Consider the following 20,296-nt stretch of genomic DNA (forward strand, 5'->3'; position numbering starts at 1 on the left):
CGACATGATCAAATTTGCTGGTTTCGGCCGGACCCTCGCGGCGACCCTCATCGTATCGGCAGCGCTTGCCGGCGCCACCAAGGCGCAGGACGTCACCGATGAGCAGGTCAAGGCTGCCCGCGCCGCCATCGACGCGATCGGTGCCACGAACGGTTTCGACAACATCCTGCCGGGTCTTGCCGTTCGCATCAAGGCGACGCTCGTCCAGGCCTCGCCGAACCACGAGACGGAAATCAACGCCACCGTCGACGAGCAGGCTCTGGCGCTCGCCCCGCGCCGCGCCGACCTCGAGAAGGAAGCCGCGACGATCTACGCCAAGACCTTCACCCAGGAAGAGCTGAAGTCGATCGCTGACTTCTACAGCTCGCCGGTCGGCAAGAAGCTGCTGTCGGACGGCCCGATCGCCACGCGCGAAGTCATGAAGGCCGCCGAGATCTGGGCTGTCGGCGTCGACCGCGACCTGCGTGCCGAAAGCGCCAAGAAGCTGAACCCGATCCTCGGCGCCGCAGCGTCGGCCGAGGGCGGCGAAGCGCAGCCGCAGCAGTAACCGAATGATGAAGGGGCGGCGCGAGCCGCCCTTTTCCGTTATGCCGCCCTGTCGCCCGTGCTGCCAGAGCGATCTTTCGCCGATCGCGTTCCCGACCAGATGATAGTCTATAGCGTCGACCGTCTTCTTGCGGACAGTCGGTTCCAGGACTGTCTCGTTTTTTCCGCCGCCGAGCTTCTGGCCACGCATCGCGAGATTCCCCGCGAGGTGCGCTATCTGGCGGACCTGCAAAAATGGCTTCTCAGCCAAGCAACGCTAGCGCTGCACTTCGAGCATCGTCTCGATCCGGCGCGCCCGCCGATCTCGCCCAGCAATCTCCTGCGCTTCCTTGCCAATACGCCGATCGCCAGCCGCAACACCGTTCTCGCCTTCCTGGCCGAGATGCGGCAGTACGGTCTCGTCGAGCCGCTTGCGAACAGCGACCGCCGGCAGCGGGTTTTCGTTGCGCGGGCGCATACGGAAGACCTGATCCGCCGCTGGTACTGCACCCATCTGGAAGCGCTCGACCGCATGGACGGCGCGGGGCGTGCGGAGCGTCTGCGGGCGGCGCCGGACCTCATCCTTCCTGCACAGACGCGCATGGCGCGCCTGCTGCTTTCCGCGCAGGGCTGGTGTCGCCCGCCGAATGCCGTCGGCCTGTTCACCCGGGCGGAAGCGGGCAGCAACATCCTGCACGACATCGCGGCGCGGGCGCCGTGGCACCTGACAGAAACTCGGGTCTGGATCGGACCGGTGACGTCGAGCGGCATTGCCGCGCGCTACCTGATCTCGCAGAGCCACACGGCACGCATCCTGGCCAGGGCGCGGGACGAGGGGCTGATCGGCTGGGCGCTTGCCGGCAATCGCGGCGACTGCTGGGTCTCACCGGATCTCGTCCTAGAATACCGGCGCTGGCAGGCGCTCAAGTTTTCGGCGATTTCCGAGGCTTTTCAGGCGGCCGTCGAGCGCGGCACTGTCATGGCCTGAGACGTGCGGGACCGCCGCAATGCGCGGCGATCCCGGGCGGGCTCATTCGTGGATCGTGTATTCGCCGAGCTCGCAGAGGTTTTGCGTATCGGTGGTCGTGTCGAGGTCGGAATCTTCCGTGAACTCGAAGCGCATGTCGTATTCGCAGACGCTGCGGCCGTCCGCGATGGTGATCTCGATCGTTTCGCCGGGGTTCAGGACCTGCTCGCCGAAAACATCCTCTTCCCACTTGTCGACGCCGACCGGGGAGGTGTGGAAGCGGGTCAGCACCGAGCCGGTGCCGTTCTTGAGCTTGAAGACGAGGTCTTCCGCGGCGGCCGGGCCTGCAAGCATGACGAGTGCTGCGGCGGCTGCTGTGAAATGTCTGAATTTGTGCATATTTGTCATCCAGTTAGCCCACAATCGAGCGTGCAATTCTTAGAGTGCATGCGGGCGGACGTAAACGGGAATTGCCGCCGTCGTCCTACCCATTTTTGGGCGGATCTCGCGAAGACGTGAAGGGGAGGAAATGCCTGCAGCGCCGGGCTGCGGCGACGTGGTCTTTTCCTTTTGGCCCTGCTGTTCCTATATGTGTAGCGCCCGACGGCGGATTCGCACCGTCGGCCCCCGTCAGACGGCCGTCCGGCCAGGCTTGCCCGCAGGAGATCACCATGCCGACATTCGACTACGACCTCTTCGTCATCGGTGGAGGCTCCGGCGGCGTGCGCAGCGCGCGCCTTGCCGCCGGCATGGGCAAGAAGGTGGCTATCGCCGAGGAGTTCCGTTTCGGCGGTACCTGCGTCATCCGTGGCTGCGTGCCCAAGAAGCTCTATGTCTACGCCTCGCAGTTTCCTGAACATTTCGAGGATGCCGCCGGCTTCGGCTGGCAGGTCGGGGAGACCCGTTTCGACTGGCAGGCGCTCGTTGCAGCCAAGGAGAAGGAGATCACCCGTCTGGAAGGGCTCTACCGCAAGGGCCTCGACAATGCGGGCGCGACAATCCTTGCGAGCCGCGCCGTGCTCGTCGGGCCGAACACCGTGCGCCTGACGGCGACGGACGAGCTGGTGACGGCCGAGCGCATCCTCATCGCCGTCGGCGGCCATCCGACGCCGCATGCCGACCTGCCCGGCCATGCGCTCTGCATCAGTTCCAACGAGGCGTTCGACCTGCCGGAACTGCCGAAATCCATCCTGATCGCCGGCGGCGGCTACATCGCGGTCGAATTCGCCAACATCTTCCATGGCCTCGGCGTCGAGACGACGCTGATCTACCGCGGCAAGCAGATCCTGTCGCGTTTCGACCAGGACATGCGCCAGGGCGTGCAGGCGGCGATGGTCGCCAAGGGGATCCGCATCCTCTGCGAGGACATCATCACCCGTGTGAGCGAAGTCGAGGGTGGCGGGCGCACCGTCACCACCAAGACGGGCGAGACGCTTGCCGTCGATCAGGTGATGCTGGCGCTCGGCCGCGCGCCGAACACCGGCAGCCTCGGCCTGGACACGGCCGGCGTTGCGACGGACGAGCGGGGGGCGATCATCGTCGATGCCCATTCCCGCACCAACGTGCCCGGCATTTTCGCGCTCGGCGACGTCACCGACCGCGTGCAGCTCACCCCTGTCGCGATCCATGAGGCGATGTGCTTCATCGAGACGGAGTTCCGCGGCAACCCGGTTTCGCCGGACCACGACCTCATCGCCACCGCGGTCTTCTCCCAGCCGGAGATCGGCACCGTCGGCCTCAGCGAAGAGGCGGCGGCAAAGACCTTCGACGAGCTGGAGGTCTACCGCGCCGAGTTCCGCCCGATGAAGGCGACGCTCTCCGGCCGGCAGGAAAAGACGATCATGAAGCTCGTCGTCAATGCGGCCGATCGCAAGGTCGTCGGCGCGCACATTCTCGGCCATGAGGCCGGCGAGATGGCGCAGCTGCTCGGCATCTCGCTGAAGGCCGGCGTCACCAAGGACGATTTTGACCGCACCATGGCAGTGCATCCGACGGCGTCGGAGGAGCTGGTGACCATGTACCAGCCGAGCTATCGCGTCAGGAACGGGCAGCGGCTCTGACGGACGGCTGTTCCTCGCCGGCCAGCCGGCCGGCGAAGCGGTCCTCGTGGCGCTTGAAGAGGCCTGCGAGGCGATCGAGGGCCAGCCGCATTTCCGGCCGGTGGCGGTCGTCGTCGTTGACGGCGAGCCAGAGCGGATGGCCGAGATCCTCGATTGGGGAGCCCTCGCGCACGAGCGCGGGCATGGCGTCGCCGACGAAGGCCGGCAGCACGCCGCGCCCGGCGCCACCGGCGATCAGCCGCGCGAGCACGGCCGGCGCATTCGTCCAGGTGTGGATCTGCGGCTCGTGGTTGCGGAAAACCCATTTCTCCGCATCGGACACGGCGACCTCGGTGCCGATCGAAACCCAGGGCGGGTCCGCCTCGAAGGCGAGATCTGCGGCGCGATAGACCGCATAGGCCACGGTCACCGACTTGCGCACGGCGACATTGCCGCTCTTCGGTGCGCTGTGGAAGAGGCCGATCATGCCGTGGCGATAGGTCAGGTCTTCCCCTGCCGGAAAATGCTTGCAGCACAGGCGGAAACTGTCGGCCGGGCCACGCAGCGCGCGCGTGTTTTCCGCGATGAAGTCCATCACCCAGATGTCGCCGGCTATCGAGACGATGGGCAATGCGAAGGCATCGCCGTGCCAGCGGGTGATGTCGGCGGTCGTGCGGCGGATCGTCCGGACATGGTCCAGCAGAACCACGCCGTCCGGCGCGAGCCTGTAACCCTGCTGGCTGCGGATGAAGAGCGTGCGGCCCATGGCCCGCTCCAGCGCCAGCATGCGCCGGCCGATCGTCGGTGCGCTGGCACCCGTGATCGCCGCCGCGCCGGCAAGGCCGCCCTCCGTCGCGACGTGGAAGAAAAGCTGCAGATCGCTCCAGTCGACTTCCGACATGCACCGGCTCCTGTTGAACGCCCTTTTCTAGCGCAAAAGCCGCCGGCCGGCATCGCTCATCCGTGAAACGGACGTTTCATTTCCGCATCTACGCCGGCCGGCGAGCGGTCGCTATCTCGGAAAGGATACCGGAAACAGGAGGCCGTCATGAGCCCGGAATGGATGATCGCCCTCGACAGGGCGGAGAAGATGACGAAGCGGCGCCGGGCGGACCCCTTGTCCGATCCGCTGGAGGCGGAGGCGTGGCGGGGTCTCGAAGGGGTGAGCGCGCTTCTCTCGCGTCTCCTTGCCGGCCGCAGCCGACCGAAGCGGGGCGCCACCCGGCGGGTCCTGCCGGACGGGCCGGTTGCCTCACATGCAATCCTGCGTCGTTTCTAGACCAGACCGGTCGCTTGCGGTGTTTTATTGCCTGTCCAGGAGCGGGGCCGCAACCGTTGCAAATGCGTCGATGCGGCTGGAACTGCGGCTATGCAAGACCCATCTAACGGTTTATAAGCCCGCATCTTCAAACGGACGTGGCGCCCCGGGCTTTCTTGGGCGCATCAGGACAGGTGAGTATCATGGCAGAGAATTGGACCCCGAGTAGCTGGCGGCACAAGCCCATCCAGCAGGTTCCGGACTATCCCGATCTCGCCGCATTGGCGGCGACCGAAGAGCGCCTTTCGAAGTTTCCGCCGCTGGTCTTCGCCGGCGAAGCACGGCGCCTGAAGGCCTCGCTTGCGAATGTGGCCGAGGGCAAGGGCTTCCTGCTGCAGGGCGGCGACTGTGCCGAAAGCTTCGCCGAGCACGGCGCCGACACGATCCGTGACTTCTTCCGCGCCTTCCTCCAGATGGCCGTGGTGCTGACGTTCGGCGCCCAGCAGCCGGTGGTCAAGGTCGGGCGCATTGCCGGCCAGTTCGCCAAGCCGCGCTCCTCGGGCATCGAGAAGCAGGGCGACGTGACGCTGCCGTCCTACCGCGGCGACATCATCAATGGCATCGAGTTCACGGAAGAGGCGCGCGTGCCGAGCCCGGAACGCCAGATCATGGCCTACCGCCAGTCTGCCGCCACGCTCAACCTGCTGCGCGCCTTCGCGATGGGCGGCTACGCCAACCTCGAGAACGTGCACCAGTGGATGCTCGGCTTCGTCAAGGATTCACCGCAGGCCGAGCGCTACCGCAAGCTCGCCGACCGGATTTCCGAGACCATGGATTTCATGAAGGCGATCGGCATCAGCGCGGAAAACCATCCGGGCCTGCGCGAGACCGATTTCTTCACCAGCCATGAGGCGCTGTTGCTCGGCTACGAGCAGGCGTTGACCCGTGTCGATTCCACCTCGGGCGACTGGTACGCGACATCCGGCCATATGATCTGGATCGGCGACCGCACGCGCCAGGCCGACCATGCGCATATCGAATATTGCCGCGGCATCAAGAACCCGCTCGGCCTCAAGTGCGGCCCGTCGCTGACCGCCGACGGCCTTCTGGAGCTGACCGACCTCCTGAACCCGGCGAACGAGGCTGGCCGCCTGACGCTGATCTGCCGCTTCGGCCACGACAAGGTCGCCGACAACCTTCCGAAGCTCATCCGCGCCGTCGAGCGGGAAGGCAAGAAGGTCGTCTGGTCCTGCGATCCGATGCATGGCAACACGATCACGCTCAACAACTACAAGACCCGTCCGTTCGAGCGGATCCTGTCGGAAGTCGAAAGCTTCTTCCAGATCCACCGCGCGGAAGGCACGCATCCAGGCGGCATCCATATCGAGATGACCGGCAACGATGTGACGGAATGCACGGGTGGCGCCCGGGCGCTGTCGGGCGATGACCTCGCCGACCGCTACCACACGCATTGCGATCCGCGCCTCAATGCCGACCAGGCGCTGGAGCTCGCCTTCCTTCTTGCCGAGCGCATGAAGGGCGGCCGCGATGAAAAACGCATGGTTGTGAACGGTTGATCGCCATTCGTTCATGCTTTGGTTCCGTAGATTAGCGGAACTGATGCAAGCATTCAGGAATGTGAAATTGACAGGACCGGGCCAGCTGGAAAAGCTGGCCCGGTTTCCGTTTGGGGGGAAGGCATGAGTGAGGAACATACGGGGCATTGTCTGTGCGGCGCGGTGCGCTTTCGCACCCGTGGCGCGCTCGGCAAGGTGGTTGCGTGTCATTGCAGCCAGTGCCGGCGGCAGACGGGCCACTTCTACGCCGCTACCGACGTGCGCAACGACGCGCTGACGATCGAAGGGGAAGAGAACATCACGTGGTACCGGGCGAGCGCGACTGCCGGGCGCGGCTTCTGCCGCATCTGCGGCTCGGCGCTATTCTGGAAGGGCGATACGGCCGATCACATATCGGTCATGGCCGGTGCCTTCGACCTGCCGACCGGGCTCGAGATGGGCGTGCACATCTTCTGTACCGACAAGGGCGACTACTACGAAATCAACGACGGTGCGCCGCAACTGCCCCAGACGCGCTGAGGCAGCGGCGGCGCACCGTCCGGTCTACTGCACCAGCGCCGGCCGCTGGCAGCTGACGCCGGTCACGCGGATGTCCGCCTCGCCGACCCGGACGCCGGCGAGGATCAGGAGGTTGTAGAGCAGTTCGTCGATGGCGGGCGTCACGGCACCGAGCGTGCTGCCGAGTGCCGCGGCGATGCCGGGAATGCCGATCGGCAGGCCGAGCAGCTTGATGTTGATGTCGACGTCGAGATTGCCGAAGAGGGTGCGCACGGCCGAGGTGAGCGTGTCCCGCGTCGAGACGGATTTCGTCGTGCCGGCGGCGACTTCCGTCGGCGTGTAGGTGAGGCGGGTCCTGCCGAGGTTCTTCACTTCGGTATGGGCGATCGCGTCGATGCTGAGGAGGGCGGAATCGACGATGCGAGCCTTTTCCACCCGTGCGTCGTCCGAGAAGTCCGAGAGCACGGACGGATTGACCTTGCCGATGGCTACCTCCGCGACGCCAGGCACCGCATCGACCACCACATTGGCATTCGTCGGCGAGCCGCCGAGGCAGCGGATATCGGAGAGCTTTGCCTCCGAGGCCGCGACCTCGACATAGAGCGGCAGCTTGATGCGCAGGCCGGCAAGCGCGGCGAGGCCATCGACGGAGACTTCCACGGCAAGCCGCGTCTGGGCGCTGCGCACGGCGGTGCCCGGTGCACCGAGACGGTGCGAGGGCGTTTCCACCGGCGGTTCGCCAATGGCGAGGGTCACCTTGACCGCGGCAAGGCCGGGCACGACGGCGCCGACGTCGAGCGCCACCTGGTTCTTGCCGTTGGCGAGCGCTGCGGCCGATGTGATCATCTGCAGGGCGTTGATCGACATCTTCCAGTCGCCGCCGGTGGCAATCGCTAGGCCCTTCTTCGGGTCGAGATTGAGAATGCGGGACAGCGGCAGCTTCACCTTGCTGCCGGCCGTTGCCTGCTCGACGAGCCGCAATGCGGAGCGCACGGGGCCGGACAGGCCCTCGACGGCGCGCATCGAGGCGAGGAGCTGCGGCATGGTGATGCCGGCGTTCAGCACGTCCTCATAGGTGCCTGCCGTCAGGTTGAGGTGCGTCGCGACGGCCTTCAGGAAAGGGTTGACGGAGATGTCGGTATCGACCAGCGCCCGGTAGTCCATGACATTGAGGGAGAGGTTGGTGCCGAGCAACTGGCCGAGCACCGCGTTCAGGATTCCGTCATTGAGGCTGGCAAGGCGTGTTCCGATGGAAAAGGCCGCCGTCTTGGAGCGGGCGGCCGAGCCGGTTGCCGAGAGCAGCGGGGACTTGGGGGTGAAGAGCGTTGCGACGAAGAGATCCGACGAGCGGGTCATCGTCACCCGTGCGGCGTCCGCATCGGCGCTCGCCGCCTTGAAGCGCTCCGCCGGGGCGATGTCGGGATCGGCCGTGTAGCGACCACGCTCGACGACAGCCGTTGCCGGCGTCGCCTTGGAGTTGAAGGTGGTGACGACGGCCGGGATGGTGGCGCCGTCCTTGCCCGTCACGGCGACAGGGAGGTTGTTGAGCGCAAAGTAGCTGGCGGCGGATTTCTCCGCGTCGTTGACATTGGAGGCGGCGGCAATGGCAGCAAGGTCGGCGGCGGTCTGCAACTCGCGCTGCTGCACGGTGAGGTAGCCGTAGTCGACGCCGAGGGCGAGCGAGAAGATCAGCAGCGGCAGGCTGATGGCGGCAAGCGTGCCAATGTTGCCGTCGCGGTCGGAAAGCAAGGTGCGAGAGCGTTTCATGGTCACATTCCTCCGACACGGACGGTGGAGTAGCGTTTAATCTTCTGGCTGGGCAGGGCGAAGGTGAAGAGGTTCCAGATCGGCAGATCCTCGGAGTTGTAGGTGATCGTGACGGTGAATTGCTCCGGGTTGGCCGGATCGTCGGTAACGACGACCTGCATCTTTGCACGATTGAGGAAGGCGTAGTCGAAGTGGGACGTATCGAGGTAGCGGTTGACGAGCGTGATGCGCTCGGTCTGGTTGAGGCCGGCAACCGCCGTGCGGGCCGCGTCTGCTGCGACCTGCTGTACCGCATGGGTTACGCTGAGATAGACGCCGTAGGCGATGAGCGTAAAGAGCACAAGGAAGAACAGGGGCGCAATGATCGCGAATTCCAGAGCCGAAGTACCGAATCGATCCTTTACCAGGTTAGACAGCGTGTGCATGACATCTCCTCCTTGGGATTGTCCGCTGACAAGGTATTCGCGCATTCTGGTGGAATGCACCTATATCGTGCGCCCTGTGTGTTAATTTTCTCCTATTAATTGAATTAGCTAAAATTGTAACTCAGATAGGTTGTGGACGATTGTCACTCCCTCTGCCGCAGCACCTCGTGCAAGCGCAGAACCTCCAGTTTCAACGCAGCGATCTCGCTGATGAAGTGGGTGTCGATCTTGTGGTGCAGTGCCATCAGTTCGATCTCGGCCTTCAGGTTGACCTCGTAATCCTTCGAGGCCTCGAAGCGGTCGCGGGCGGCCTGCCGGTTCTGCGACATCATGATGATCGGCGCCTGAAGGGCGGCGAGCATGGAGAGCACGAGGTTGAGGAAGATGAAGGGGTAGGGATCGAAGGCTTCACGCGTCAGCACGATCGTGTTGACGATCGTCCAGACAACGAGGAAGCCGAGGAAGGTGATGATGAAGGCCCACGAGCCGCCGACGCGGGCGATGGCGTCTGCGACCCGCTCGCCGACAGACTGTTTTGCGTCATAGGCGTCGTTGCGATCCTCTGAAAGGATGCGACCCTCGCGGGAATGGAGAAGGACCTCGCGCTCGGTATCGTCGAGTTCGCTGGAGGCTTTGCCGAAGAGGATCTGGGCGGCGTCGTCGAAGGGTCTCATGGCCGGGCTCCGTTGTGGGAATCGGAGCCCTAACCTAACGTTCTTTTCTGGGAAATCAGTAGCCTGCGGCCATCAGTTCCGCATGGGAGTTGAAGAAGCGCTCGAGGCCGTACTGCTTGCCGAACATGATGTCGTGCTGCAGGAAGCGGAAGTCACGCACCAGCGGGTCGATCGTCTTCTTGCGCGCCCAGCCGCCCGTACCGTTGCCCTTGGCGTCGATCAGCATGTAGCGGTCGATGACGCGCAGCTTCTCGTGCACCGCGCCGAGGAACCCGGTGTAGTAGGGATGCTCGAAGCCGGCTTCCTTGAGGATGTAGTAGGACAGGAACGCCGGGCTGATCGTGCCGATTTCCTTTTCCGCACCCGTCTTGTTCGACCAGATGACGAGCGGGGTCTCGTGTTCCTTCTTCATCACCTCGGGCGAACCCTTGCGTGAAGCGGTGATGCCCTTCATGTAGCCGGAGTTCTGGTAGACGGTGTTGAGCGGCGGCAGGTGGTCGCCGAAGACGACGATGATCGTCTCGCGGTCGCGGTCCTTGGCCCAGTCCATCAGCATCTTCAGGCTGTTGTCGGCTTCCTTCACGCCCTGCGCGTAGCTTGCGAGCATGCGGTTGTCGCGGGCATCGAGCTTGCCGTCGACCTTGATGTCGGTCTTGGCGTAGCGGCCGTCGTCATAGGGGCCGTGGCCCTGCAGCGTGACGGTGAAGAAGAAGAAGGGATCTTCCTGCAGGTCCGCCTGACGGATGATCTCCTTGGTCAGCGCCTCGTCCGAGGTGAAGTTGCCACGCTTGGCGAGCGGCGGCATCTTGTCGACGTCCTTGAAGGTCTCGAAGCCGAACGCCTTGTAGACGCTGTTGCGGTTCCAGAACCAGCCGGAGAACGGATGGATGGCGCGCGCCGTGTAGCCTTCCGCCCGGAAGAAGGTGGCAAGCGAGGGGATCGGCTTGCGCACATATTGCTGGTAGGGGATCGAGCCCGTCGGCAGGAAGGCGTTGGAGAAGCCGGTCAGTGCCTCGAACTCGACATTGGCGGTGAGGCCGCCGAATTCCGGCGAGAAGACGTTGCCGCCCTGGCTTTCGCGGATGACGGGCATCGGGTCGGCCGAAAGCTTCACGCTCTCGATGCGTGCCGGATCCCACAGCGATTCACTCATGACGACGATCACGTCGGGCTTCGAACGGTGCGTGGTACCGGCCGGCAGCGGCTTGGAGGGGATCTTGTCGATCGCCTCGGTCATGTAGCCGGCGGGCGCCTGGACGTTTGCCATCGGCAGGTTGATGGCAAAGGCCATGACGAAACCGTTGTGGCGATAGTTCTCCGCCTGGTCCCACATGATCGGGAAGACTTTCAACCGGTCGCGGACCCAGGAGAACTCGTTATAGTCCATGATGGAGACGAAGCCGGCGAGAAGCGGTAGCGCGACGGCAAGCCGCGTCAGGCGTTCCCTCTTCGTCAGCGGCCGGAAACGGCGCCAGGCGAAGACCCACAGGCTGATGAGGCCGGCGACGGAGGCGAGAACGGCGACGGCGAGGAGAGCGGCCGTCCACGGCCGGTCCTGCACGAGCACGGGCATGAGTTCCAGGATCTGCCGGCCGAACAGCAGGTCCGTCGGGTAGAGCGGATCGGTGAGGAAGACCTGCTTCTGCTGGGAAATGACGCCCATCAGCACGACGAGCGGCGAGACGAGCAGGACAGCCTTGTGCTGGCGGCCGATCAGCGCGTCGACGGCGAGGTAGAGCAGGAAGAAGACGCCCGTCGTCGTCCAGGCAGGCTGTTCGAGATTGGTTAAATAGAGGCGCACCTGATCGAGCGCGCCGCGCGTGATCCATTCGACGACGACGACGGTGAGGAGCGCAAGAAGGGCGGAAACGGCAAGGGAACGCAGGACGGCAAGCGTCTTGGCATGGCGCGCGAAGAAGCCGGCCTCGACGGCGCGTTCTTCGGTTGCATTGATTGCCACGGCTGCGGAGGTGAACAGGGCCAAGGCCGTCTCCAGATTTCATGAAAGTTTCGTGTATCTGTCATACGGACGTCATCTTGAACAGGAGATGAACGGTTTCTGCAACGTTCGTCCCCCGCTTTGGTTCCGTCTGTTGCAGGCCCGCCATGGCGCTGCGGACCCGTTGAAAACCGGGCTCTTGCGCCGAAAGGTCCGGCAAACGCTCCGCGCTTCATTCCCAAAACGTCCGCCATGCTCTAAAGAGCTTGTCGACCGTTCGAGAGGGCGACAGCGACGCGCGGCCGCAGGCTCGGACACCAGCAAGAGATGGGTCCGCAGACATGACTTCCGATCAAGACATGACCTCCGATCAAGGCAGGGCGACGCTGCGCATCGCGGTTGCGCAATTGAACCCTGTAGTCGGCGACGTCGCCGGCAACCTTGCCAAGGCGCGCGCCGCCCGTGAGGACGCCGCCCGGCAGGGCGCCGATCTGCTGCTGCTGACCGAACTCTTCATCTCCGGCTATCCGCCGGAAGACCTCGTGCTGAAGCCGGCCTTCCTGAAAGCCTGCCGGCGCGCGGTCGACGATCTGGCGGCCGATACCGCCAAGGGCGGCCCCGGCGTCATCATCGGCTTTCCGAGGCAGGACGAAACCGGGCGCTACAATGCGGTCGCCGTCATCGACGACGGCAAGGTGATCGCGGTGCGCGACAAGGTGGACCTGCCGAACTACGGCGAGTTCGACGAGAAGCGCGTCTTCGACCAGGGCGCGATGCCCGGTCCCGTCAATTTCCGCGGCGTGCGTCTCGGCATCCCGATCTGCGAGGACATCTGGGGCGATCTCGGCGTCTGCGAGACGCTGGCCGAGAGCGGCGCGGAAATCCTGCTGTCGCCGAACGGCTCCCCCTATTATCGCGGCAAGGTCGACATCCGCCACCAGGTCGTCCTGAAGCAGGTCATCGAGACCGGCCTGCCGCTGCTCTATGCCAACCAGCTCGGCGGACAGGACGAACTGGTCTTCGACGGCGCCAGCTTCGCCTTCAATGCGGACAAATCGCTCGCCTTCCAGATGAGCCAGTTCGAGGAGACGATCGCGCTCACCACCTGGAAGAAGCGGGCGGACGGCTGGGTTTGCGACGGTGGGCCGGCGTCGCGCATTCCCGAGAAGGAGGAGGCCGACTACCGGGCCTGCCTGCTCGGCTTCCGCGATTACGTCAACAAGAACGGCTTCAAGAACGTCGTGCTCGGCCTGTCCGGCGGCATCGATTCGGCAATCTGCGCGGCGATTGCCGTCGATGCGCTCGGCGAGGAGCGGGTGCGCTGCATCATGATGCCCTACCGCTACACGTCGAAGGATTCGCTGAAGGATGCGGCCGATTGCGCCCGGCTGCTCGGCTGCCGCTATGACATCGTGCCGATCGAGGCCCCGGTCACCGGCTTCCTCTCCTCGCTTTCGGAGCTTTTCGAAGGCACGGAGGAAGGCATTACGGAGGAAAACCTCCAGAGCCGCGCACGCGGCACCATTCTCATGGCGGTGTCCAACAAGTTCGGCTCGATGGTCGTGACGACCGGCAACAAGTCGGAAATGTCGGTCGGCTATGCGACGCTCTACGGCGACATGAACGGCGGCTTCAATCCGATCAAGGACCTCTACAAGATGCAGGTCTATGCGATCTCGCGCTGGCGCAACGCGCATGTGCCGCCAGGCGCGCTTGGGCCGACGGGCGAGGTGATCCCGCAGAACATCATCGACAAGGCGCCGTCGGCGGAGCTGCGTCCCAACCAGACCGACCAGGATTCGCTGCCGCCCTATCCGGTGCTCGACGACATCCTCGAATGCCTGGTGGAGCGCGAGATGAGCACCGAGGAGATCGTCGCCCGCGGGCATGACGCGGCGACCGTGCACCGCGTCGAGCACCTGCTCTACATCGCCGAGTACAAGCGCCGCCAGTCCGCGCCGGGCGTGAAGATCACCAAGAAGAATTTCGGCCGAGACCGGCGCTATCCGATCACCAATCGCTATCGCGACCGGGGGTAGGGCGTGGGCGATCCCGCCGACAAGCCGGGCATGCGCCCGGCCTTCACCGAGGAGGAAGTCCGGCTGATCCGTCTGTGGTCACTCAGTGATCTTTCGGCCGGGCGGCAGCTTTCGGCGCAGATTGCTTATTTCGCTACGCCGGCGGTTTTCGGCTTCTACGGCCTTGCAACCGGCAGCCTCGTCATTCTCGGCGTTGCCTTCCTTGCCATCCTGCTGCTCCTCGTCTGGGGTGTCGTCACCACCTGGCGCGACCAGCGCAATCTTGTGCTGATGCAGTCTATCTGCCGGAAGCTCTCGGCGGAGGAGGAGACGCGGCAGGATGGAGCGTCAGGTTTTCCGGGTCCGGCTGGCGGAAGTTAAGCTTTCGCTCACCAGCTCATTTAAGCGAATTTTGCCGTCTGTCATTTAGCCTTCGTCCCATAAGCCGGAAAAACCGGCAGGGGACAGGCAGGGAAACGATGACAGGCAAGGCGCAGGTGGGCCGCGCAAAGCGGCGACGCGGGGTTGGTCTGGCGATCCGGATGGCGGCGGTGATGATCGTCGTCCTGTTCGGCGCCGCGAACTATCTCGTGCTGGACTATGCCATCGAGCGGGCCGACAGTTTTGCCGCCGAGACCGAGCGCACGCTGGTGCGCAACGAATTCGGCCATCAGATCGACCAGGTGGTGCAGTACCAGAGCCAGTTGTCCTTCTGGGACAAGACCTTCAACGAACTGAAGGACGGCATGCCGGGTGATGCCTTCGTCAAGGATCAGCTGCGCGACTGGATGTGGGCCGACTTCGGCTTTTCCTGGATGATCTTCACCACGCCGGACGGGGAAAAGGTGCTCGGCGTGCATCGCGGCGAGACGGTTTCCGAAAGCAAGGCGCGCGAGAAGCTGCATTGGGTGAGCGACCTGACGCTCAAGGCCGAGCGCGCCTACCGCGAGGCGCTGTCGCCCGACCGTGGCGGATGGCAGGTCCAGGGCGCCAAGGAGGACCCCGACCTGCTGACGCCGGCGCTGCCGGAAATCCACGTCTCCGGCATGCGCCTCATCGACCGTGTCATGAGCATCGTCGTCGTGCAGGCAGTTATCCCGAAGTCGCTCTACATTCCCGCAAGCCGGATGCAGCCGACGCTGCTGATCACCGTCAAGCCGGTTTCGCAGAAGATGCTGGCCAATACCGAGCGGCGGCTCGGTTTGCGCGACCTCGGCTTCACGCCCATCGTGACGCAGGAGCCGGGGCTGGTGATGACGCCGGTCGGTGCCGATACCTACAATCCGATGGTCGCCTCCTGGCGGCCGAACATGCCCGGCCTGTTCGTCTGGAAATCGGCACTGCCGCAGATCGCGATGTTCGTGCTGGTCTTTGCCGGCGTCATGCTGTTTGTCACGCTGCGCTTCTCTGCACTGGTCAAGGCACTGCAGCGCAGCGAGGCGCAGAACGCTTTCCTTGCCCAGCACGATCCGCTGACGGGGCTGAAGAACCGCAGCGGTTTCGACGAAGAGGTGCGCCATGCCATCCGCAAGGGCGAGAGCCAGCCCTTCTCGATCGTCGCTCTCGACCTCGACCGGTTCAAGGCCGTCAACGACCGGTACGGCCATGCAGCTGGCGATGCGGTGCTGCAGGCTGTCGCACGCCGCTTTTCCGAGCGTATCGGCCCGCTCGGCACGGTCGCCCGCCTCGGCGGCGATGAGTTTTCCGTGCTCCTTGGCGGTGTCTCCAGCCGCGAGATGCTCCTCGAGCTTGCTGAGGGCCTTGTCCGGGATGCGCAAATACCGATCGCCCATGACGGGCAGCTTCTGGTCATCGGCGGCAGCGCGGGCATTGCCCAGTTCCCGGACCATGGCGGTAGCCTGCACGACGTGATGGTGATGGCGGATGCGGCGCTCTATGCGGCCAAGAATGCCGGTCGCAACCGAGCCGTTCATGTCGGCGACATGGCTGGCGACGCGATTGCCGAAGCCGGTGCGGTACGCGCGGCCTGACCAGTCGCCCTGCGCACTGAAGCGCCTACCGCCTTGTTTCCATGGGGTTTCCGCCAGGATGCACCGCAGCAGGCGCCGGCCCTGTCTGAAGATAGTCGTGTCCGGTCGGTCTCTGTCTCCGGAAATGGCTTGAGAAACAGCCCGATAGGGGATTTGCTTGCGGAAATGAATCATGTGTCGATCGGCTTCTCGTTGTTCGCGAGCCAGCATCGGCCGGTCTGCAAGGGAGGCATGGCATGAGTGAAGGTGCGCGGCTCGACGGCAAGATCGCCGTCGTCACGGGAGGAACGCAGGGGCTGGGGGCGACGATCGCCCGGCTCTTTGCCGAGCGGGGTGCGGCGGGTCTCGTCATCTGCGGTCGCAATGCCGCCAAGGGCGAGGCGAAGGCCAAGGAGATTTCCGGCGCGACGGGTGTTGCGACACTCTATGTGAAGGCCGATCTCGCTGTGGTCGAGGATGCGCGCGCGGTCATTGCCGCCTGCGACGCGGCCTTCGGCCGTGTGGACGCGCTGGTCAACGCCGCCGCCATCACCGACCGCGGCACGATCCTCGATACGAGCCCGGAGCTGTTCGACCGCATGTTCGCGGTCAACGTACGCGCGCCGTTCTTCCTCATGCAGGAGGCGATCACGGTGATGCGGCGCGAGAAGACCGAGGGCACCATCGTCAATATCGGTTCGATGTCGGCCAAGGCCGGCCAGCCCTTCATCGCCGCCTATTGTGCCTCCAAGGGCGCGCTCGAGACGCTGACCAAGAACACGGCCTATGCCGTTCTGCGCAACCGCATCCGTGTCAACGGCCTCAACATCGGCTGGATGGCCTCGGAGGGAGAGGATCGCATCCAGCGCGAATTCCATGGCGCGGCCGACGACTGGCTGGCGAAAGCGGCGGCAAGCCAGCCCTTCGGGCGGCTCGTCGATCCGGCCGAGGTGGCGCGGGCCTGCGCCTATCTCTCCTCGCCGGAATCCGGCCTGATGACGGGCTCGGTGATCTGCTTCGACCAGTCTATCTGGGGTGCCTATGACGGCTCGCCCCATCCGGATGCGCCGCTCTGAGGCGCAGGCACGGCGGTGCATGGCGCAGGCGGGCTTGATCGTGCCCGCAAGCCATGCGCATATCCTTCGCGTCAGGTGCCCGCTCCGGCGGGAGAATCGGGAATCCGGTGCGGGTGATAAACCCAGGTCCGGAACGTGCCCAACGCTGTGACGGGGATGGTTTGCACCGTAAAAGCTTGAATCGATTCAGGCTTTTGCCACTGGTTGTTCAACCGGGAAGGCAGGTGCCTGCCGCGTGACCCGAAGTCAGAAGACCGGCCTGGCACGATAGACCGAACCGCGCGGACGGCGGCAGGTTGTGACGCATTGTTGGGGAGATGACGATGCGAAGCGAACCCTTGGACCCTCTGGTCCGGGCGGGCGCCTTTTCCCGCGAGGAAAAGCAAGCCGTCTACCGTGCCATCGAAACGCGCCGCGACGTGCGCGACCAGTTCCTGACCGATCCCCTGCCGGACGACCTCGTCGGCCGCCTGCTGCAGGCCGCCCACAATGCCCCGTCCGTCGGTTTCATGCAGCCGTGGAACTTCCTGTTGGTGCGCAGCGCGGCGACCCGTCAGGCGGTGCATGCGGCCTTCCTGAAAGCCAATGCCGAGGCGGCGGCGATGTTCGAAGGAGAGCGTCAGGCGCAGTATCGTGCGCTGAAGCTGGAGGGTATCCTGAAGGCGCCGCTGTCGATCTGCGTGACCTGCGATCCGACCCGCGGCGGCAGCGTGGTTCTCGGTCGCACGCACAACCCGCGAATGGACGTCTATTCCACGGTCTGCGCCGTGCAGAATCTGTGGCTCGCGGCGCGGGCGGAAGGCGTTGGCGTCGGCTGGGTCAGCATCTTCCACGACAGCGATATCCGTTCGATCCTCGGCATACCCGGTCATGTCGAGATCGTCGCCTGGCTGTGCGTCGGCTTCGTCGACCGGCTCTACGGCGAGCCGGAGCTGGCGGTGAAGGGCTGGCGGCAACGCCTGCCGCTGGAAGACCTGGTGTTCGAGGAACGCTGGCCGGAGGAAGGCGTCAGTTGACGCCGGCATCCACCGGGCGGCCGAGGTCGATGGCGGATTCGTTGGCCGGCAGGAAGACCGGGCCGACCGTGCGCACCTTGCTGCTGGCCGGGTCGTAGTCGCGCTCCTCGACCTTCGCCGGCACCTTGACCGGGGTCTCTTCCTTCTTCGGCAGGGTGCGAATGGTGGTGATCGAGCCGCTGTCGGAATCGTCGGCGGTGCCGGCGCGCGCGGTCTCGGCGTCGTCGCCCTTCAGCGCCTTCTCGCGCTTGATCATCTCCTGATAGTAGGCCGAGAGGTTGCAGCCGCAGGCGCCGGGCTTGGAAAGGTCGCGCGTGCGGTAGGAGAAGGCGTTCGGCATTTCGTAATAGGGGCGGCCCGTGACCGTGGAGGTCATCTGCTCGGTTTCCTGGCCGCTGGTCATCGACTGGTAGAACAGTTCGGTCTCGGTTTCCGGGCACATCATGGCGCAGACCTTCTGGTCGCGCCGGAAGTCGAGCGGCGTCGCGCCCGACGAGATCGGGAAGAATCCGCCGTCGCAGGTGCGCACGCAGACGGTGCGCAGGTTGCCATGGCCGTTGCTGCCGCCGAGCGAGCGCAGTTGCAGGCGCTCGCTGCCGTCGGGCGCGGTGCCGAGGGGCAGGGTGCGCTTTTCATCGAGCGTGCGCAGCGTCTCGGTCGCCGCGATCGGCATGACCTTCGCCTCGTCGCCGCAGCCGTTGCTCGCCAGGAGGGCGGTGAGACGGCTGCGCTTGCCCTGCGACGAGGTGCCGCCGGCAAATTCGCGGCGCTTCTTGTCGAGGATTTCAAGGTTGCGCTCCATCTTGCCGATGACGCTTGAGAGCGTGTCGCAAGCTTCGGCATTCGCCCCGCCGACCACGATGATGCTGCCGCCCGAGCAGCCAAGGCGGCGCTGGTCACTCCTGGCCTTGCGCAGCTGAATGTTCTGGCGGGCGATCGCGCCGGCATATTTGCGTGCGCTCGTCGTATCGACCACCACCTTGGGCAGGTTGGCCAGCTCCGCCTGGAGGCGCTCGCACACGTTCGCCGCCGCCGTGCCGCCCGACAGGAGCAGCGGCAGGCCGGTTGCAATGGCAAGGAGGAGGCGAAGGCGCCCGGTCACATCATCGATCCCGTGAATTGGTTGGGCCGCGTTCCGGCCGCATATGCAGTTCCTATCATAGGCCCTGGCGGGGGAAGCGCAACGTGCTCCCGGATTTGTGATTAATGTCGGTCACAAAATATGAGTTGCGTATTCACCTTTTTGCCCGTGGCGCGCAATTGATCTCCCATGGGCCTTGGTGTAGCACTCTCGACAAACTCAACAGCCGGTCTGCGCCCGGATGGCGCAACCGCCTATGGCGGAACCCCGGCCCTTGCAGGCAGGTATTCATGCGGATTTCCTCCATCTTGCTCAGCCCCTGGTACGCGCTTCAGCTCGCATCCGGCGCAAAATCCTTCGCTGACAACCCCATCATCGGCAGCAAGTGGCTGAACCGGAAGGGCTTGCACGAGAAGCGCGTTTCGCTTGCCATGCGCATGGCGGCCTGGCGCCGCAAGAAGCTGGAAAACCTCGTCGCCCCGGATCACCGCCGGCAATATGCCGAGAACGGTTTCGTGAAGATCGAGAACTTCCTGTCGCCCGACGTGTTTGCCGCGGTCACCCGCGAGATCGCCGAGCGGGATTTCGAGCGCTACGACATGCTGCAGGGCGAAACCGTCACGCGCCGCGCGATCATCGACGACAGCGACCTCGAAAGCCTGCCGGGCTTCAAGGCGGCGCGCAACGACCCGCGCGTCAGCAATCTCCTGCGCTACGTCTCGTCCCATGCCGGCCAGCCGCTGCTCGTCGTGCAGGTGGTGATGGCGCTGCCGTCCGTCATCACGCAGGGTTCGACCGACCCGCAGACCGCGCTGCACAGCGACACGTTCCAGCCGACGGCCAAGGCGTGGCTGTTCCTGCGCGATGTCGGCGAGGAGGACGGCCCGTTCGCCTATGTGCCCGGCTCGCACGAGATGACGCCGCAGCGCCTCGCCTGGGAGCGCGACATCAGCGAGAATGCCGATGCGATCGAGAACAAGTATTCCGCCCGCGGCTCGCTGCGCATCATGCCGGACGAGCTGACGGCGCTGGGCTATGGCCAGCCGGTCAAGATGACGGTGAAGGCGAACACGCTTGTCGTCGCCGACACGCACGGCTTCCATGCCCGCAGCCCGAGCTACAAGACGACGACGCGCATCGAGATCTACGGCTCGCTGCGCCGCAATCCCTTCCTGCCGTTTACCGGTCTGCACATCGCCTCGCTGCCCTTCATCGCCTCCGGTATGAACCGCCTGATCATCTCGGCCATGGGGTTTCGTGCGAAGCTCGGCCTCAAGGGCTCGCCCTGGAAGGATGCCGGCCAGGGCAAGGCCGACGAATGGTCGAAGCGGCTGAAGCAGCCCTCGGCCTGAGCCTAAAAAAACGGACGAACCGGCCGCACCCTTGCAAGGCGGCCGGTTCGACCCTAGATTTCCGGCAACGCAATGCCGACCGGATGGTGCACCATGGATTTCAACCCGACCACA

General features: G+C 64.8%; 19 protein-coding genes and 1 riboswitch. Of the genes, 12 read left to right on the plus strand and 7 right to left on the minus strand.

Features of this window, described 5'->3' with window-relative positions; translation table 11 throughout:
• The first annotated feature begins 4 nt into the window (after positions 1-4).
• Together P9A16_RS06525 and P9A16_RS06530 are read left to right on the plus strand one after the other, a co-directional pair.
• Positions 5-547: a DUF2059 domain-containing protein gene (locus P9A16_RS06525; RefSeq protein WP_023515092.1), complete on the plus strand. Its 543-nt coding sequence runs from the start codon at positions 5-7 to the stop codon at positions 545-547.
• 99 nt (positions 548-646) lie between these two features.
• Entirely contained in the window at positions 647-1,513 is an 867-nt protein-coding gene (locus P9A16_RS06530) for a hypothetical protein (protein ID WP_023515093.1), read from the plus strand.
• A gap of 42 nt (positions 1,514-1,555) precedes the next feature.
• Here P9A16_RS06530 and P9A16_RS06535 read toward each other — a convergent pair whose 3' ends face one another.
• Positions 1,556-1,891: a hypothetical protein gene (locus P9A16_RS06535; RefSeq protein WP_023515094.1), complete on the minus strand. Its 336-nt coding sequence runs from the start codon at positions 1,889-1,891 to the stop codon at positions 1,556-1,558.
• Between the two features lie 272 nt (positions 1,892-2,163).
• Between P9A16_RS06535 and gor the strand changes: the two genes are divergently transcribed.
• Positions 2,164-3,552, plus strand: coding sequence for a glutathione-disulfide reductase (gene gor / locus P9A16_RS06540; protein WP_023515095.1), 1,389 nt, complete (start codon positions 2,164-2,166; stop codon positions 3,550-3,552).
• Here gor and P9A16_RS06545 read toward each other — a convergent pair.
• Complete coding sequence (locus P9A16_RS06545; protein WP_024271227.1) at positions 3,530-4,432, minus strand: LysR family transcriptional regulator; 903 nt, start codon at positions 4,430-4,432, stop codon at positions 3,530-3,532. The genes gor and P9A16_RS06545 overlap by 23 nt on opposite strands.
• Positions 4,433-4,579: 147 nt before the next feature.
• Here P9A16_RS06545 and P9A16_RS06550 point away from each other — a divergent pair, with 147 nt between their 5' ends.
• The 3 genes from P9A16_RS06550 (at position 4,580) to P9A16_RS06560 (ending at position 6,885) form a co-directional block, all read left to right on the plus strand.
• A complete protein-coding gene (locus P9A16_RS06550; protein ID WP_023516306.1) occupies positions 4,580-4,810 on the plus strand; it encodes a hypothetical protein in 231 nt (76 codons plus the stop codon).
• Between the two features lie 182 nt (positions 4,811-4,992).
• On the plus strand, positions 4,993-6,366 hold the full coding sequence (locus tag P9A16_RS06555) for a class II 3-deoxy-7-phosphoheptulonate synthase (RefSeq protein WP_023516307.1): 1,374 nt from the start codon (positions 4,993-4,995) through the stop codon (positions 6,364-6,366).
• A gap of 123 nt (positions 6,367-6,489) precedes the next feature.
• Positions 6,490-6,885, plus strand: a complete 396-nt coding sequence (locus P9A16_RS06560) for a GFA family protein (RefSeq protein ID WP_037408414.1) — start codon at positions 6,490-6,492, stop codon at positions 6,883-6,885.
• 24 nt (positions 6,886-6,909) lie between these two features.
• Here P9A16_RS06560 and P9A16_RS06565 read toward each other — a convergent pair whose 3' ends face one another.
• From P9A16_RS06565 to P9A16_RS06580, 4 genes are all read right to left on the minus strand, one after another.
• Positions 6,910-8,631, minus strand: a complete 1,722-nt coding sequence (locus P9A16_RS06565) for a pilus assembly protein TadG-related protein (protein ID WP_023516586.1) — start codon at positions 8,629-8,631, stop codon at positions 6,910-6,912.
• Positions 8,632-8,633: 2 nt separating this feature from the next.
• Positions 8,634-9,056 (minus strand): TadE family protein, encoded by a 423-nt coding sequence (locus P9A16_RS06570; RefSeq protein ID WP_024271085.1) that lies wholly within the window; start codon positions 9,054-9,056, stop codon positions 8,634-8,636.
• A 143-nt stretch (positions 9,057-9,199) separates the two neighbouring features.
• Positions 9,200-9,730: a DUF1003 domain-containing protein gene (locus P9A16_RS06575; protein WP_023513095.1), complete on the minus strand. Its 531-nt coding sequence runs from the start codon at positions 9,728-9,730 to the stop codon at positions 9,200-9,202.
• A gap of 55 nt (positions 9,731-9,785) precedes the next feature.
• Positions 9,786-11,714 carry an LTA synthase family protein gene (locus P9A16_RS06580; RefSeq protein WP_439605212.1) on the minus strand — a complete coding sequence of 643 codons (1,929 nt, stop codon included), beginning with the start codon at positions 11,712-11,714 and terminating at the stop codon, positions 9,786-9,788.
• Between the two features lie 314 nt (positions 11,715-12,028).
• Between P9A16_RS06580 and P9A16_RS06585 the strand changes: the two genes are divergently transcribed.
• The 5 genes from P9A16_RS06585 to bluB all read left to right on the plus strand — a co-directional run bounded on the left by P9A16_RS06585 (position 12,029) and on the right by bluB (position 17,749).
• Positions 12,029-13,708 carry an NAD+ synthase gene (locus P9A16_RS06585; RefSeq protein ID WP_023513097.1) on the plus strand — a complete coding sequence of 560 codons (1,680 nt, stop codon included), beginning with the start codon at positions 12,029-12,031 and terminating at the stop codon, positions 13,706-13,708.
• Positions 13,709-13,711: 3 nt separating this feature from the next.
• Entirely contained in the window at positions 13,712-14,068 is a 357-nt protein-coding gene (locus P9A16_RS06590; protein ID WP_023513098.1) for an ammonium transporter, read from the plus strand.
• A 98-nt stretch (positions 14,069-14,166) separates the two neighbouring features.
• Positions 14,167-15,678 carry a sensor domain-containing diguanylate cyclase gene (locus P9A16_RS06595; protein WP_023513099.1) on the plus strand — a complete coding sequence of 504 codons (1,512 nt, stop codon included), beginning with the start codon at positions 14,167-14,169 and terminating at the stop codon, positions 15,676-15,678.
• Positions 15,679-15,914: 236 nt separating this feature from the next.
• Positions 15,915-16,733: an SDR family oxidoreductase gene (locus P9A16_RS06600; RefSeq protein WP_023513100.1), complete on the plus strand. Its 819-nt coding sequence runs from the start codon at positions 15,915-15,917 to the stop codon at positions 16,731-16,733.
• A gap of 56 nt (positions 16,734-16,789) precedes the next feature.
• A riboswitch (cobalamin riboswitch) is annotated at positions 16,790-17,010 on the plus strand.
• Positions 17,011-17,056: 46 nt separating this feature from the next.
• Positions 17,057-17,749, plus strand: coding sequence for a 5,6-dimethylbenzimidazole synthase (bluB, locus tag P9A16_RS06605; protein ID WP_023513101.1), 693 nt, complete (start codon positions 17,057-17,059; stop codon positions 17,747-17,749).
• Here bluB and P9A16_RS06610 read toward each other — a convergent pair.
• Complete coding sequence (locus P9A16_RS06610) at positions 17,742-18,851, minus strand: DUF2865 domain-containing protein (protein ID WP_023513102.1); 1,110 nt, start codon at positions 18,849-18,851, stop codon at positions 17,742-17,744. The genes bluB and P9A16_RS06610 overlap by 8 nt on opposite strands.
• Before the next feature lie 269 nt (positions 18,852-19,120).
• On the opposite strand from P9A16_RS06610, the gene P9A16_RS06615 reads away from it, so the two are divergent.
• A complete protein-coding gene (locus P9A16_RS06615; protein WP_023513103.1) occupies positions 19,121-20,182 on the plus strand; it encodes a phytanoyl-CoA dioxygenase family protein in 1,062 nt (353 codons plus the stop codon).
• The last annotated feature ends 114 nt before the right edge of the window (positions 20,183-20,296 follow it).

Origin of the sequence: Shinella sp. 838 (assembly GCF_029623935.1) — a bacterium.
Lineage (GTDB): Bacteria > Pseudomonadota > Alphaproteobacteria > Rhizobiales > Rhizobiaceae > Shinella.

Excerpts from the sequence above, each read along its gene's own strand:
- P9A16_RS06525 (WP_023515092.1), top strand. The coding sequence starts at position 5 with ATGATCAAATTTGCTGGTTTCGGCCGGACCCTCGCGGCGACCCTCATC.
- P9A16_RS06530 (WP_023515093.1), top strand. The coding sequence starts at position 647 with ATGATAGTCTATAGCGTCGACCGTCTTCTTGCGGACAGTCGGTTCCAG.
- P9A16_RS06535 (WP_023515094.1), bottom strand. The coding sequence starts at position 1,891 with ATGCACAAATTCAGACATTTCACAGCAGCCGCCGCAGCACTCGTCATG.
- gor (WP_023515095.1), top strand. The coding sequence starts at position 2,164 with ATGCCGACATTCGACTACGACCTCTTCGTCATCGGTGGAGGCTCCGGC.
- P9A16_RS06545 (WP_024271227.1), bottom strand. The coding sequence starts at position 4,432 with ATGTCGGAAGTCGACTGGAGCGATCTGCAGCTTTTCTTCCACGTCGCG.
- P9A16_RS06550 (WP_023516306.1), top strand. The coding sequence starts at position 4,580 with ATGAGCCCGGAATGGATGATCGCCCTCGACAGGGCGGAGAAGATGACG.
- P9A16_RS06555 (WP_023516307.1), top strand. The coding sequence starts at position 4,993 with ATGGCAGAGAATTGGACCCCGAGTAGCTGGCGGCACAAGCCCATCCAG.
- P9A16_RS06560 (WP_037408414.1), top strand. The coding sequence starts at position 6,490 with ATGAGTGAGGAACATACGGGGCATTGTCTGTGCGGCGCGGTGCGCTTT.
- P9A16_RS06565 (WP_023516586.1), bottom strand. The coding sequence starts at position 8,631 with ATGAAACGCTCTCGCACCTTGCTTTCCGACCGCGACGGCAACATTGGC.
- P9A16_RS06570 (WP_024271085.1), bottom strand. The coding sequence starts at position 9,056 with ATGCACACGCTGTCTAACCTGGTAAAGGATCGATTCGGTACTTCGGCT.
- P9A16_RS06575 (WP_023513095.1), bottom strand. The coding sequence starts at position 9,730 with ATGAGACCCTTCGACGACGCCGCCCAGATCCTCTTCGGCAAAGCCTCC.
- P9A16_RS06585 (WP_023513097.1), top strand. The coding sequence starts at position 12,029 with ATGACCTCCGATCAAGGCAGGGCGACGCTGCGCATCGCGGTTGCGCAA.
- P9A16_RS06595 (WP_023513099.1), top strand. The coding sequence starts at position 14,167 with ATGACAGGCAAGGCGCAGGTGGGCCGCGCAAAGCGGCGACGCGGGGTT.
- P9A16_RS06600 (WP_023513100.1), top strand. The coding sequence starts at position 15,915 with ATGAGTGAAGGTGCGCGGCTCGACGGCAAGATCGCCGTCGTCACGGGA.
- bluB (WP_023513101.1), top strand. The coding sequence starts at position 17,057 with ATGCGAAGCGAACCCTTGGACCCTCTGGTCCGGGCGGGCGCCTTTTCC.
- P9A16_RS06615 (WP_023513103.1), top strand. The coding sequence starts at position 19,121 with ATGCGGATTTCCTCCATCTTGCTCAGCCCCTGGTACGCGCTTCAGCTC.